At 73.6% G+C, this 13,440-nt stretch carries 11 protein-coding genes; 2 read left to right on the top strand and 9 right to left on the bottom strand.

The features are described 5' to 3' along the window. Nucleotides 1-8 precede the first annotated feature (8 nt). The 5 genes from FHU28_RS23125 to FHU28_RS23105 are packed head-to-tail and all read right to left on the bottom strand — an operon-like array spanning nucleotide 9 to nucleotide 6,728. Nucleotides 9-1,433 (bottom strand): nitrosuccinate lyase, encoded by a 1,425-nt coding sequence (locus tag FHU28_RS23125; protein ID WP_184686563.1) that lies wholly within the window; start codon nucleotides 1,431-1,433, stop codon nucleotides 9-11. Beyond that, on the bottom strand, nucleotides 1,430-3,403 hold the full coding sequence (locus tag FHU28_RS23120; protein WP_184686562.1) for an FAD/NAD(P)-binding protein: 1,974 nt from the start codon (nucleotides 3,401-3,403) through the stop codon (nucleotides 1,430-1,432). Before FHU28_RS23120 ends, FHU28_RS23125 begins: the two co-directional genes overlap by 4 nt. Next, a complete protein-coding gene (locus tag FHU28_RS23115; protein ID WP_184686561.1) occupies nucleotides 3,400-4,608 on the bottom strand; it encodes an FAD-dependent monooxygenase in 1,209 nt (402 codons plus the stop codon). Before FHU28_RS23115 ends, FHU28_RS23120 begins: the two co-directional genes overlap by 4 nt. Then, on the bottom strand, nucleotides 4,605-6,176 hold the full coding sequence (locus FHU28_RS23110; RefSeq protein ID WP_184686560.1) for a class I adenylate-forming enzyme family protein: 1,572 nt from the start codon (nucleotides 6,174-6,176) through the stop codon (nucleotides 4,605-4,607). Before FHU28_RS23110 ends, FHU28_RS23115 begins: the two co-directional genes overlap by 4 nt. A gap of 9 nt (nucleotides 6,177-6,185) precedes the next feature. Then, nucleotides 6,186-6,728: an SRPBCC family protein gene (locus FHU28_RS23105; RefSeq protein ID WP_184686559.1), complete on the bottom strand. Its 543-nt coding sequence runs from the start codon at nucleotides 6,726-6,728 to the stop codon at nucleotides 6,186-6,188. 136 nt (nucleotides 6,729-6,864) lie between these two features. On the opposite strand from FHU28_RS23105, the gene FHU28_RS23100 reads away from it, so the two are divergent. Further along, on the top strand, nucleotides 6,865-8,586 hold the full coding sequence (locus tag FHU28_RS23100; protein WP_184686558.1) for a helix-turn-helix domain-containing protein: 1,722 nt from the start codon (nucleotides 6,865-6,867) through the stop codon (nucleotides 8,584-8,586). Here FHU28_RS23100 and FHU28_RS23095 read toward each other — a convergent pair. From FHU28_RS23095 to FHU28_RS23080, 4 genes are read right to left on the bottom strand one after another with little or no spacing between them, the layout of a single operon-like run. Further along, nucleotides 8,527-9,576: an alcohol dehydrogenase catalytic domain-containing protein gene (locus tag FHU28_RS23095; RefSeq protein WP_221453275.1), complete on the bottom strand. Its 1,050-nt coding sequence runs from the start codon at nucleotides 9,574-9,576 to the stop codon at nucleotides 8,527-8,529. The two genes, FHU28_RS23100 and FHU28_RS23095, sit on opposite strands and share 60 nt — an antisense overlap. Next, nucleotides 9,573-10,412 (bottom strand): arylamine N-acetyltransferase family protein, encoded by an 840-nt coding sequence (locus tag FHU28_RS23090; protein WP_184686557.1) that lies wholly within the window; start codon nucleotides 10,410-10,412, stop codon nucleotides 9,573-9,575. The genes FHU28_RS23095 and FHU28_RS23090 overlap by 4 nt, the downstream gene beginning before the upstream one ends. A gap of 3 nt (nucleotides 10,413-10,415) precedes the next feature. Further along, nucleotides 10,416-11,225 carry an arylamine N-acetyltransferase family protein gene (locus FHU28_RS23085; protein ID WP_184686556.1) on the bottom strand — a complete coding sequence of 270 codons (810 nt, stop codon included), beginning with the start codon at nucleotides 11,223-11,225 and terminating at the stop codon, nucleotides 10,416-10,418. Nucleotides 11,226-11,229: 4 nt separating this feature from the next. Next, nucleotides 11,230-12,183: an amidohydrolase family protein gene (locus tag FHU28_RS23080; protein ID WP_184686555.1), complete on the bottom strand. Its 954-nt coding sequence runs from the start codon at nucleotides 12,181-12,183 to the stop codon at nucleotides 11,230-11,232. A gap of 252 nt (nucleotides 12,184-12,435) precedes the next feature. On the opposite strand from FHU28_RS23080, the gene FHU28_RS23075 reads away from it, so the two are divergent. Beyond that, entirely contained in the window at nucleotides 12,436-13,440 is a 1,005-nt protein-coding gene (locus FHU28_RS23075) for a 3-oxoacyl-ACP synthase III family protein (RefSeq protein WP_184686554.1), read from the top strand.

The raw sequence follows: 13,440 nt of genomic DNA, 5'->3' as shown, positions 1-13,440 counted from the left end.
CGCAGAGGTCAGCGCCGGGCCGGCTCCGGTGCCACCCGGGCCACGACCGCGCCGTCCACCAGCGTGCCCGCCGCGCCCAGGTACCCCGACGGGTCACCGATCCGGGCCAGATCCTCGGCGGTGTAGCGGCCGCGCAGCTCCGGCGTCTCCGCCAGGACGTCGTACAGGGCGCGATCGGTCACGTCGGCCTCCGCGGCGGCCCGGGTCAGCACCTCCTTGATCCGATCCCGGCCGACGACGGGGGTGAGCCGGGCGGCGATCCGTTCGGAGGTGAGCTGGCCCCGCGTCAGCGCCATGTTGGCCGCCATCCGCTCCGGGCGCACCACGAGCCCTCGCGTCAGCGTCACGGCCGCCTCCGCGGCGCCGCCGGTGAGCCGCAGGCATTCGCGCAGCAGCAGCCACTCGGCGTGCCACACGCCGGCGGACCGCTCGTCCTCGCTGAGCAGCGCCTGGGTGAGTCCGGCCGCCAGCGGCGGCACCTGGAGCGCGGCGCTGCGGATGAGCGTGGCGAAGACCGGGTTCCGCTTGTGCGGCATCGCGGAGGAGGCGCCGCGTCCGCTGGCCGCCGGCTCCGCCACCTCGCCCACCTCGGTGCGCGCCAGCGAGAGCACGTCCACGGCGATCTTGCCGAGGGCGCCCGTCACGAACGCGAGCACCGCGGCGAGGTCCGCCAGCGGCGTACGCAGGGTGTGCCAGGGCAGCGTCGGCCGGCTCAGGCCGGTCTCCTCGGCGAACGCCGCCACGAGGCGGTCCACGTAGCCGGGATCGGGCTCGGCCGCACCGTCCAGGGCCGCGTACTCCAGATAGCCGGCCAGCGTGCCGGCCGCGCCGCCGAGCGACACCGGCAGGCCCTGGTCGCGTACCCGCCACAGCCGCACCCGGGCGTCGCAGAGCAGTTGGTGCCAGCCCGCCGCCTTCAGCCCGAACGTGGTGGGGGCGGCGTGCAGGGCCAGCGTACGTCCGGCCATCGGCACGTCCCGGTGGGCCAGCGCCAGTCCGGCGAGCGCGTCGACGGCGGCGGCGAGGTGGTCGTCGATGACGGTGAGCGCCCGGTGCGAGACGGTCATCGCCGCGGTGTCCAGGATGTCCTGACTGGTGGAGCCGCGGTGGACGTACTCGGCGGAGGCCGGGTCGAGTTCGGCGACGGCCCGGGTCAGCTGCGCGACGAGCGCCACCACCGGGTTCGCGGTGTCCCGGGACGCCAACGCGACGTCCCGCAGGTCGAACAGCTCGGCCCGGGCGGTCCGGGTGATCACCGCGGCGGCCTGGGCGGGCAGCGTGCCCAGCCGCGCCTGGGCCCGGGCCAGCGCCGCCTCGGCGTCCAGCATGGCCTGCAACCAGGCCCGGTCGCTGACCACCGGCTCGATGCTCGTGCCGGCGCGCACCGGTGAGAGCAGGCCGCTGTCGACCGCCACGTCCAGGGTGTCGATCACACGATCACCCCCGGGAAGCGGGCCGGCCCGGAGGCCGCGCGGTCGGCCACGACATGTCCGGCCGGCGCGAGCGAGCGCACCTCGGCGGCAATCGCGTCGGCGTCGGCCAGGATGACCGAGTCGCTGCCCGGCCGGATGCCGGCCGCCGTCACCCAGTGCACCGACTCGGTGGGCACACCGAACGCGAACCGGCGGGGGTGCGGCTGATCCTGGGCGTCGACGACCCGGTAGGGACGTTCGGTCACGGCCAGTCCTCCTGTCTCGTACGTGCCGCCGTCGTAGGGGATCCGGTACGGCCGGCACTGTTCGGTGTCGAGCATGTGGCGCAGCAACGGATCGGCGGTGCCGCGCAGGTCGGGTTCCGGCAGCCGCGCCTCGATGAGGACGCCGGCGCGGACCGGGGGACCGGGCACCGTCCGGGACGTCGCCTCGAACGCGGGTGTCTCGGTGTCGATGACGATCTGGGTGTCCGGCCCGGTCAGCTCCAGCACACCCGCCTCGATCAGCGCGATCGTCTCCTCGACGCGCCGGGCCGGCGGGCCGATCGAGAGGAAGGCGTTGAACGGGGTGAACCAGCCGGTCAGCTCGTCGCGGTACGAGTCGCCGTCGATCCCGCCGTGATCGACCGCCAGGCGGATCTCGTTGCGCAGGTCGCGCAGGACGTCCAGCGCGGCCTTGAGCGGCCCGTCGACGTTGCCGGCCCGCGCTTGCGCCACGTCCCGGGCCAGGTGGTCCAGCAGCCAGTCCCGGAAGTCGTCCCGGTCGCGGAACTCGCGGCCGCGGTACGGGTGGGCCAGCCGGTCCCAGTCCCAGCGCCGCGCCGGCGGTATCCGGTACTCGTCGAGCAGCGCCGGCCGCCGCTCGGCCGGCGTCGCGAGGTAGCGCACCGTGAAGGTCTCGGCCCGGTCGGCGTGCCCGGTGCGGCGCAGCAGCGTCGCGTAGTAGACGCTCTCCACCTCGGCGGCGATCAGCGGCCACACGTCGCGGCGGAACCGGATCGACTCGCCGCGGGCGCGGCGGGCGCGCAGCCGCGCCACGGCCTGCGCGGTCAGCAGCCGGGGCAGGTGCCGGCCGGTCACACCCTTCTGGTTGTCGCCCCGGGCGTGCGCCGGGATGCCCCGGCGGGAACTGGCGGACAACCTCGGTTCGGCGCCGCTCGGCCGGTACCGCAGCCGCCCGCCCTCCTCGGTGAAGCTGCCGCCCCGGCCGACGGTGAGCAGGATCAGGTGGTCGAAGAACGTCAGGCCCAGCCCGCGCAGCAGCACCGGGGCGCCCGGCGGGATGTGGCTGAGGTCGACGTCGGCGGGGTTGGCCTGGGGGAGGTAGGTGAGTCCGTGGACCCGGGACAGGCTCGCCGTGCGTGCCTGCCGCGGATCCAGCCGGGCGGCGGCGTGACCCAGGGCCAGCACCACGGCGTCCAAATGGTGCAGACGGGTGCCGTCGGCCAGCCGTACGCCCTGCGGACCGCCCGGCACGCCCGACGTGTCGGCGCTGGCCACCGCGCGGGAGCGGTGACACCGGATCGAGACGTGCGGCGGCGCGCGGCGCACGATCCGGCGGAAGCTGGCCCGCAGGTAGTGGCCGTAGAACGCCCGGGTCGGATAGTCGTCGGGGCCGAGCGCGCGCGCCTCGTCGAGCACGTCGCGGTCCAACGCGCCCAGCGGGCCCACCGACGCCACGCTCCTGGCCCACTCGTACAGGCTGGGCCCGGGCTCGATCGGCCCGGTCAGCCGGCAACTCGGGTCGGTGTAGACGGTGATCTGCGAGGCGACGGTGTTCGTCAGCAGCAGCCGGGACTGGTCGGTGCGCCACACCGCGCCGGCCCCGGGCGCGGCGGGATCCACCACGTGCACGGTCAGGCTGGCGCAGGCCCGCTCGTGCCGTTCCTGGGCGCAGAGCCGCTCCAGGACGGACAGCCCGCGTGGACCCGCGCCGACGATGCAGATCCGCAGATGCCGCGGGCCTGTCATCGCACGGCCTCGCTCGGGCGCTCGCCGCGCACCCGGGCGGCGTGCATCCAGGCCACCGCCGTGTGCAGCTCCTCCGGCGTCATGGCGGCGAGCGCCCGGTTGCGGGCCGTCGCCGCCTCCCCGGCGGCGTGCCAGAGCCGGATGCTGTCCCGGGAGACGGCCTGCACGGCTGCGGTCCGCTCCCGCCGTTGAGCGACGTAGCGGCGGAGCACCTCGGGCACCGGCTGCGCGCCGTCGCCGAGCAGGTCGCCGAGCACCACCGCGTCCTCCAGGGCCTGGCAGGCCCCCTGCGCGGCGTAGTGCAGCATGGGGTGCGCGGCGTCACCGAGCAGGGCGACCCGGCCGTCGGCCCAGTCGTCGACGGGCGCCCTGTCGACGAGCACCCAGGCCCGCCACTCGTCGGTGAGGCGCAACAGGTCGTCGACCGCGCCGAGGCGCGACATCGCGGCCCGGACCAGGGCGCCGTCGGTTGGCCGGCCGGCGAACAGTGTGGGCGCGCCGTCGGCGTGACTGGCGGCCATGTTCAGGTACGCCCCGCCGCTGATCGGGTAGTGCACGAAGTGGCAGTCCGGTCCGGCCCACCAGGTGACCGCGTCCCGGCGTACCCGGTCGGGCACCTGGGACATGGGGACGATGGCGCGGTACGCGGTGATGCCGGAGTTGCGCGGCTCGCCGTCGCCGACGAGCTGGCGGCGGATGCGGGAGTGGATGCCGTCGGCGCCGATGACCATGTCGGCGGGGATCCGTTCGCCGGAGTCCAGGTGGACCGCGGCTCCGGCGGCGCTCTGGCGGTAGCCGGCCACCGAGGCGGCCGGGCGCAGCGTGACCCGGGGCAGCCGCCGGGCGGCGTCGAGCAGCCGGCGGTGCAACTCGGCGCGGTGCACCACCACGTACGGGCTGCCGAACCGGCGCTGGTACCGCTCGGTCAACGGCAGGCTGGTCACGTGTGTGCCGGTCACGCCGTCCATGAACCGCAGTTCCGCCATGGCGACCGCCGTCGCCCGGACCTCCGGTCCCACGCCGAGCGCGTCCAGCGCGTGCAGGCCGTTGGGGGCCAGCTGGATGCCCGCGCCCAGCTCGGTGAACTCGGGCTGGCGTTCCAGGACCGTCACGTGATGCCCGTGCGCCGCCACCGCCAGGGCCGTGGCGAGCCCGCCGATGCCGCCCCCGGCCACGACCACCCGCACGGGCGTCCGGGTGCTCATCCGGCCGCGCTGTCCCGGTCGAGCAGCTGCTTGGCCAGCTCCAACCGTTTGATCTTGGTGGTGGCGGTCTGCGGGAGGTCTGCCAGGCGCCGCTGCACCGGACGGGCCATCGGGGGCAGCGTGGCGACCGCGCCGGCCCAGCGGTCGACGTCGATCGGCAGGTCCTCGCTGGTGCAGATCACCGGCACGGGCGGCCCGTCCGGCGCCGGCAGGATGATCACCTCGACGAGTTCGTCCAGCCGGGTGAAGAGGGTGTCCTCGACCGCCAGCGTGCTGCCGAACCCGTCGATCTCGTCGACCTCGCGGTCGAGCAGGTGCAGGCAGCCCCACCGGGTGCGGTAGCCAAGGTCGCCCATCCGCCACCACGAGCCGTGGCGCTGGCCCTCGTACCGCTGCTGCTCGCCGAGGTAGGTGACGATGCGCCCGTCGGTGCGTACCTCGATGTAGCCGGGGTTGTCGCGGGTGGGTGGGCGTCCGTTGCGGCTGACCACCCGGATGTCTGTCATGCCGGGGAACGGCATGCCGACGCAGCGCCCGTCGGCGTCCTCCGGCCGGCGGCGGGTGAACGCGCGGGCCGCGACCGGGCCGACCTCGCTCTGCCCGTAGAGCTGGCCGAACACCGGCTTGGGATGCGCGGAGGCCCCGAGCATGCGCCGGACCGTACGCGGGTGGATGGCGTCGAAGGTGCTGCTGAAGTAGCGCACGGTGGCCAGCGGCGCGCGCGGGTCGTCGGCCAGCCGCTCCCACCGCAGGAACGAGTTGGGGTGGGTCTCCAGCACGCCCGGACGGTGGGTCAGGAACAGGTCGGTGGCCTGGTCCGGGTCGTTGTCGGCGAGCACCAGCAGCGGGAAGCCCCGCAACATCGTGATCGCCAGCGCGGTGAACAGCCGCGAGTGCACGAACGAGACGTGGATGGCGACCGGGCAGCGACGCCGCACCAGCGCGGCGACCGACGCCTGCGGGCGGTAGCGCGCCTGCAGCGTGCGTCCGGTGTGCACCGCCAGCTTCGGCAGCCCGGTGGTGCCGGAGGTGTGGGTGACCAGGGTGGGGTGGTCGGGCGACATGAGGATCGGCGGGACGTTCGGCACACCGGTCAGGGCGCGCAGCGACGTGGCCGACGGGTGGTCACCGGAGGCGAGCAGCACCCCGGCGACCGTGGGGAACACGGTGTCGGACAGTCCGCCGTCGAGGGTGGTGCGGTCGGTCAGCAGGTACGGCCGTCCGACCCGGCGGATCAGGTGGACCACGGTGGTGGCGTCGAGGTGGGGGGAGAGCAGCACCGGCACGGCCCCGATCCGGGCCAGCGCGCACGCGCTCAGCGTGATGTCGAAGTTGTGCGACTTGTAGACCACCACGCGGTCGCCCGGTCGCACGCCAGCGGCGTGCAGGCGGGCGGCCAGGTCGGCGACCAGGCCGGCGACCGCGCCGACGGTGAGCCGCCGGCCGAGTTCCGGCGCCACGTCGAGGTCGTGGTCGAGGGTGATGCTGTTGTCCGGGTGCCGGGCCGCGGCCCGGTCGAAGAGTGTGCCCAGTCGGATGCCGCGATTGGCGATCGTCTGCAGCAACATGTCCGGCTCCTACCGTTCGGTCTCGATAATCGACTTGAGGCGGCGCAGCGTCTCGTGCAGATCGGCACCGACTTTTGCGCCCCATTCGGTGACGAAGCGCCGGCGCTCGTCGTCGTCCATGTCTTGGGTGATCTTGCGAATGCCCTCGGTGGGCTGGTCCATCCGGAAGTGGTGCGTCAGCCGGCAGCCGGCGCCCTCCGGGCTCATCCGGAAGGCCCACACGCTGCTCTGGGCGTTTCCCCGGCTGTCCCGCATCGCCCAGCTGAACTCGACGCCGGGGATCGCGGTGTGCACCTGCGACTCCGTGGTCCAGACGCCGCGGACGACCGGCGCCCAGGCGACGACGTCCTCGCCACGCACGTTGTGGCCGCGGAACACCGCCCCGGCGGCGCCGGGACGGCCGCTGATCCACTCGCCTCCGGTGCACTCGGTGCTCCACTCCCGGCACCGCGGAAGGTCACTGACGAGCGCGTAGACCTCGTCCGGAGTGGCGTCGACGACGATTTCCGCCTGCGATTCGAACAGTGGCGTGGTGGTCTCGGTTTCGGCCATGCGGAGAATCGTCGTTATCGGCTTCCCGAAGGGTCAAAGTGTTCGACTCTGATTCATCAGGTTCGACGTCGTCGGCCGCCGGGACGCCTATAATCCGGCGCAGATCTGCGACGCGACTACGGACACGGGAAGAGTCATGCGGGGGAGCAGGGAACAAGGCGCCGCCGTGCCCGGGGACGCGCCGTTACCGGCCGGCTCCGCCGACGACGCCGCGCCCGGAGCGGTCGCCGAGCCGGCGGACGACCCCGAGGTGCCGCACGACGAGAGCGGCCTGCTGCGGGACATCGCCCGTCAGGGCCGGCGGCTGCTCGACGCGCCGGCCGCCTTCGTCGCCGTCGTGTCCGAGGACGGACCGACGATCACGGTACGGGCGGTGGACGGCCCCGACGAGGGCGGCCCGCCGGACCTGCCCGGTCACCACCCCTCCGCCGCGGCGCTGCTGGACGGGTCGCCGCTGTGGTGCGGGGACGCGGAAGCCGGGCCGGCCGCCGCGCCGGTGACCGGACCGGACGACGACGGGCCGCTGCACGCGGTGGTCGCGGTGCGTCTGGGCCACCTGCGCGGATACGCCCCCCGCCGCACCGTGGCCGCGCTGTACCTCGCCGACCGTCGCCCTCGGACGGTCACCGCGGGCGAGCGCGTCCAGTTGACCTCGTTCGCCCGGCTCGCCGGCGCGGCGATGGAGAAGACGCAACTGCTGGACGTCGCGATCGCCCGCCTCTACGGGCTGGAGCAGCAGTCCGCCCGTACCGCCGCCGACCTGGACCGGCTGCGGACGCTGCGCTCGGCGCACTACGGCTTCATCGACCTGGCCGTGGCCCGCGGCGACGCGCGGGCCTTCGTCGTGGAGGCCGACCGGCGCCTCGGCGCGTCGGTGCGGCTGTGCACCGACGACGGTCTCGTGGTCGCCGCGAGCCGGCCTGCCGCCGGCGCCGCCGGACCGGAGCCGGGCGCGCCGGACGGCCGCCGCCTGGTCGTCCCGGTGCTGGCCGGCGACCGGCGGATGGGAGACCTGCTGCTGGAGATGGACAGCCCGCTCGCCGATCCGGACGGGCAGCTCCTGCTCCTGATCGCCCAGGCGGCGGCGGTGATCCTGCGGCAGCTCGACGACAGCCGGGAGAGCCAGGCCCGCCGTGCCCTGCTCAACGAGCTGATCACCACGCCGCAGCCGCCGGGCACGCTGGTCGAGCGGGCCCGGCGCCTCGGCGTGCACCTGGACCGGCCGTACGTCGTGGTGGTGCTGCGGCCGGACGGGGTCAGCCCGCACTGGGCGTCGATGTGGAGCGCGGCGTTCGCCGCCCGTGGTGACGGCCTCTCCGCGCTGCACGACGACGACATCGTGCTGCTGCTGCCGGGTGAGGCCGACCCGGCCGAGATCGCCCGGACGGCCGCGGAGGAGTCGGGTGCGCTGTTCGGCCGGCCGGTGACGGCCGCGGCGTCCGACAGCGGGTCCGGGCCGGAGCGGGTGGCCGTGCGTTACCGGCAGGCGCTGCGCTGCCTCGACGTGATGATCATGATGGAGCTGGCCGGTCGTGGCGTGTCGGTACGGGAGCTGGGCTTCCTGCCGATGCTGCTGGCCGGCCGGGAGGGCATCGACCAGTTCATCGACGCCACCCTCCAGCCGGTGCTCGACTACGACCGGCACCGCGACGGCGACCTCGCCCGCACGCTCGACGCGTACTTCGAGGCCGGCCGCAGCCCGACCAATGCGGCGGAGCTGCTGCACATGCACCCGAACACCGTCACCCGGCGGCTGGACCGGGTGAAGCGCCTGCTCGGCCCGACCTGGCAACTCCCGTCACGGGCGCTGGAGATCCAGCTCGCGCTGCGACTGCACCGCCTGCTCACCGAGCTGTGACGCCGCGCCGTCCGGGACGACCAGGGCCCGGCGCCCGCGCATCTCGCCGTCCTCCACCATCCGGTGCGCCTCCCGCATGGCGGACAGCGGCAGTCGCACCACCTCGCGCGGGCGCAGCCGGCCGGCCGCGAGCAGCCGGTTGATGAAGCCGGCCGCCTCCGCGAGCTCCGCGGTCGTGGCCAGCGAGATGACGAAACCGACTATCGACCTGTCGTTCGTGTACAGCTCGCCGGCGGGTAGCGCCGGCCGGGTCCGCGCCCCCGCGAGCAGCACGATCCGTCCCCGCACGGCGAGTTGCCCGACCGCCAGGTCCAGGTCGTTGGTCCCGGAGGTGTCCAGGTAGACGTGCACGCCGTCCGGGCACGACGCGGAGAGCCGGTCACCGAGGTCGGGCGCGGCGTAGTCGACCACCTCGACCGCGCCGGCGGCCCGGCAGAACGCCTCGTCCCGGGGCGCGGCGGTGGCGACCACGCGCCCGCCGAGCGCCGTCGCCGTCGTGATCAACGCGGCGCCGACGTTGCCGCCGCCACCGCCCACCACCACCGTCTCACCGGGTCGCAGGCGGCCGTGCACCGCCAGCGCCAGGTAGGCGGTGGCGGCCGGATGCAGGACGGTGACCGCCTCCGCCGAGGCCGCCGCGGGCAGCGGGTACAGCCGGTCCGCGGGAACCACCACCTGCTCGGCGGCCGCGCCCTGACGCCCGCCGTGGCCCAGGCTGTTGCACCAGACCCGGTCGCCGGGGCGGAAGCCGGCGACGCCGTCACCGGCGTGCGCGACGACGCCGACCACGTCCCGGCCCACCACGAACGGCAGCGGGACCGGCGTACGGTACGTGCCGGCGCGCACGAACGTGTCCACGTGGTTGACGGTGGTGGCGAGCGTGTCGACGAGCACGTCGGTGGGGCCGGGCCGGGGCGCGGGCAACTCGCCGTACCGGATCCCGGCGGCCGGGCCCAGCCGGTCGACGTAGGCGGCCCGCACTGTCGTCATCGGCGGGCCGGCCCGCCGTCGTCGCTCTGGAAGAACGCCATGCGCGAGGACTGGTCCGCGTACGGGCTCGGTGTCGGCGGCTTGTCCAGGACGATCCCGAACCACCGCCGGTACGCCTCCAGCAGGGCGTCGTCGTCGGTGAGCGTCTCGACGGTCCGGCGGTCGCCGGCGATGACGGTGAGCACGTCGCCCTGCAGGGTGACCCGCCCGTCGGCGGTGGGCAGCGTGCAGAACATGTTCCGCAGGAACGGCGAGTCCGGGCAGGTGCGGTACCACCACAGGTTCTGCCGGAAGTCGGACAGGTCGGCCGGCCCGTCGTAGAACCGGTACTGCAACGCGCCGTTGCGGTACACGTCGACGGCCCCGGGCTCGACCCGCTCGGTGGTGAACCGGCCGTGCGGGTCCACGTACGGCTCGGCGGCGTCCAGCCGGAGCGGGAAACGGCTGTTCTTGCCGAAGCCGACGTCGACCAGCCAGCGGGAGCCGGTCTCCGGAAGGTCCACAGTCAGCATCAGATGATTGTGCGGCCCGTTGAACCGCCCGGAGAGCCAGACGCGCCCCTGGTGCAGGGTCGCCGCGAAACCCAGCGCCCGCAACAGGAAGAACAGCGAGGTGTTGATCTCGAAGCAGCCGCCGCCGCGGCGCTGGCGGACCACCTTGTCCAGCACCCGCTCGTCCATGTAGATCTCGTGGCCCAGGTGGTAGTCGAGGTTCTCGAACGGCACCGTGAAGGTGTGGCGCTCCTGCAGGTCGCGCAGCGCCGCCAGGTCCGGTCGCTCGGGGCGCGCGGCGCCGATCCGGTCCAGGTAGCCCTGCACCTGCTCGTCGGTCAGCACGGCTCAGTCCCGCTCGTACGACATGCGCATCGACTTCTTGACGTGCGGACTCGGCTTCGGCGGCGCGTCCAGCTTGATGCCGAAGTACTTGTCGTACGCCGCCAGCAGGTCGTCGTCGTTGGTGAGCCGTTCGATGCGCCGCTCGTCGCCGTCGATGACGACGAGCTTGTTCTCCCGCAGGATGATGCGCCCGTTCTCGGTCGGCAGCGTGCAGGACAGGTTCTGCAGGAACGGCGAGTCCGGTGAGGTGCGGTACCACCACAGGACCTGCATGCCGTCGGCGGCCACGACCGGCTCGTCGTAGAAGCGGTACTGCAGCGCGTCGGCCCGGTAGACGTCGGTGGCGTTGTCGGCGACCCGCTTGGTGGAGAAGGTGCCGTGCGGGTCCTCCTGCGCCTGCGGCGACTCCAGCAGCAGCGGGTAGCGGCTGCTGCGGCCCAGGCCGACGTCGACGAGCCACCGGTCCGCGCCGATGCGCACCGTGGTCACCGAGTGGTTGTACGGCGGCGTGAACGCATGCCCGAGCCAGACGCGGCCCTGGTGCAGCGTGACGTCGAAGCCCAGCGCCTCCAACAGGTAGTGGAACGCGTTGTTGATCTCACCGCAGCCGCCGCCGCGGTTCTGGTACACGATCTTCTCGACCACCCGCTCGTCGATGAAGATCTCCTTGCCGAGGTGGTAGTCGATGGTCTCGAACGGCACCGTCAGCTCGTGCTGCGCGTGCAGCAGCCGCAGCGCCTCGGCGTCGAGCCGCTCCGGCCGGGCCACACCGATGCGGTTCAGGTACGCGTCGACAAGCGTGTCGTCGAGCATGTGGTCACTCTCCTGTCGAGGGGAAGCGGGCGAACAGCTTCGCCGCGTTGGACCGGTTGACCGCGGCCCACCACGCCGGATCGAGGTCCGCGTGGCGCGCCACTCCCGCACCGATCGAGGCGCCGAAGGACTCGGGCATGAAGGGGTAGTCGGAGCCGACCAGGACCCGTTCCGGGTCGGCGAAGAGCCGCAGTGAGGCGAGCGCGTGCCGGCCGCACATCGCCACGTCGAAGTAGAGGCGGCGGAGCACGGCGAGGGGATCGTCCGGCAGGCGGTCGGCGAGGTCGCCGTTGATGACCGGGCCGTAGGTGAGCCGGTCGGCGTAGTAGCTGACCCCGCCGCCGCCGTGCGGCAGGATGATCCGGAGCTCGGGAAACCGCTCCAACGTCCCGTTGTAGAGCAGCTGCGCCACCAGCCGCACCGTCTCGAACGGGAACTCGTACAGCGACAGCGGCAGCCCGAAGCTGGGCTGGCCGGCGGCCGGCGGCACCGCCGGGTGGACGAAGATCGGCGTGCGCCGCCGCTCGGCCTCGGCCAGCAGCGGATCGAGCCGGCGGTCGCCGACGTAGAGCCCGTCGTAGTTGGTGAGCAGCCCGAGCCCGTCGAGACCGAGCACGTCGATCGCGTGGACGAACTCCGCCACGCAGTCGTCGAGGTGGGGGAAGGGCAGCACCGCGAACGCGCCGAAGCGGCCGTCGCCGGCCGCCACGAACTCGGCCAGGTACTCGTTCAGCCGCCGCGCGAGAGCGCGGCCCCGGGCGCGGTCCAGCGAGGGTACGCCCGGCCACAGGCTGACGATCGCGGCGCGTATTCCCTGCCGATCCATCATGGCGATGCTGCCCGACCGGCTCCAGGTGGGACGGTCGACTCCGGAAAGGACCGTGGAACCGCCCAATTCGCGAAGCTCGGCGGCATAGAAATCGGGAATAATGTGATGGTGCACGTCGATGGCATCCATCCACGGTGACCCGGCCGGACCGATTACGGGTTTGGCGTCCACATCCGCATCGTGGTGATCGGAGCGCGCCTGGCCAAGGCGGTCGGCGCTAATATGTCACGTCGGTTCCGGCGGTTGCCCTGCCCGGTTCGGTTGCCATACATTGACCGCAGGTCTGGTCTGGTGGACCGTCGACACTATTCGCCGCGAAGTCGGTGCCCGTCCTTATCGCAATTCCGCGATCGACGGCTGGTGAAGAAATGGACCTGGCGCATGCTCACTTATTCGCGTGGCGACCGGCCGATCGGTGTGCTCGGCACCGGCTCCTACCTGCCCGGCCGGGTGGTGACGAACGACGAGGCGGCCGAGCACGCCGGGGTGACCGGCGACTGGGTGTTCGAGAAGACCGCGATCCGGCAGCGGCGGTGGGCCAAGCCGGACGAGGCGACCTCCGACCTGGCGATCGGCGCGGCGCGCGTCGCGCTCGCGGACGCCGGCGTCGACGCGGCGGACCTGGCGCTCGTCGTGGTGGCCACCTCGACGCCGGATTCGCCGCAACCCCCCACCGCCAGCGTCGTCGCCCACGAGATCGGCGCCGGCCGGGGCACCGCCGCGTTCGACGTCAACGCGGTGTGCAGCGGCTTCAGCTACGGGCTCGCGGTGGCCGAGCGGCTGGTGACGGCAGCGGGGGACCGTCCGGCGCTGGTGATCGGCGCGGACGTCTACTCGCGCATCCTGTCGCCGCAGGACCGCCGTACCGTGGTGCTCTTCGGCGACGGCGCGGGCGCCGCGGTCATCGGGGTCGGTGGCGCGCACCGGGTCGTGGCCACCCGGCTGCTCAGCTTCGCCGAGGCGCGCGGGCTGATCGGAGTGGCGGCCGGTGGCAGTCGCCTGCCGGCCTCGGAGCAGACGCTGCACGACGGCTCGCACCACTTCCGGATGGACGGCCGCGGGGTGCGCGAATTCATCGACACGCACGTGGTCTCCGGCATCGCGGAGTTCCTGGCCGAGCACGGCGTAGCGCCGCACCGGCTCGGGCATCTGGTGCCGCACCAGGCCAACGGCCGGATCCTCGCCTCGATGGCGGAGCGGCTCGGGCTCCCCTTCGACCGCGTCGCCACCACGTACGCCGCCTACGGCAACACCGGCGCCGCCGCGGTGCCCATCACCTACGACCAGCTGTGCCGCTCCGGCCGGGTCCACGCCGGCGACCTCGTGCTGCTCGCCGCCTTCGGCGGCGGGATGTCCATGGGGATGACACTGCTCCGGGCCGGCTGA

The organism is Micromonospora echinospora (genome assembly GCF_014203425.1).
GTDB classification, from domain to species: Bacteria; Actinomycetota; Actinomycetes; order Mycobacteriales; family Micromonosporaceae; genus Micromonospora; species Micromonospora echinospora_A.
This window is presented reverse-complemented; position numbering and strand designations above follow the sequence as displayed.

Bases quoted from the DNA above. Each gene is read 5' to 3' on its own strand.
- FHU28_RS23120 (WP_184686562.1), bottom strand. From the start codon at position 3,403: ATGACAGGCCCGCGGCATCTGCGGATCTGCATCGTCGGCGCGGGTCCA.
- FHU28_RS23115 (WP_184686561.1), bottom strand. From the start codon at position 4,608: ATGAGCACCCGGACGCCCGTGCGGGTGGTCGTGGCCGGGGGCGGCATC.
- FHU28_RS23110 (WP_184686560.1), bottom strand. From the start codon at position 6,176: ATGTTGCTGCAGACGATCGCCAATCGCGGCATCCGACTGGGCACACTC.
- FHU28_RS23105 (WP_184686559.1), bottom strand. From the start codon at position 6,728: ATGGCCGAAACCGAGACCACCACGCCACTGTTCGAATCGCAGGCGGAA.
- FHU28_RS23100 (WP_184686558.1), top strand. From the start codon at position 6,865: ATGCGGGGGAGCAGGGAACAAGGCGCCGCCGTGCCCGGGGACGCGCCG.
- FHU28_RS23095 (WP_221453275.1), bottom strand. From the start codon at position 9,576: ATGACGACAGTGCGGGCCGCCTACGTCGACCGGCTGGGCCCGGCCGCC.
- FHU28_RS23085 (WP_184686556.1), bottom strand. From the start codon at position 11,225: ATGCTCGACGACACGCTTGTCGACGCGTACCTGAACCGCATCGGTGTG.
- FHU28_RS23080 (WP_184686555.1), bottom strand. From the start codon at position 12,183: ATGGATGCCATCGACGTGCACCATCACATTATTCCCGATTTCTATGCC.
- FHU28_RS23075 (WP_184686554.1), top strand. From the start codon at position 12,436: ATGCTCACTTATTCGCGTGGCGACCGGCCGATCGGTGTGCTCGGCACC.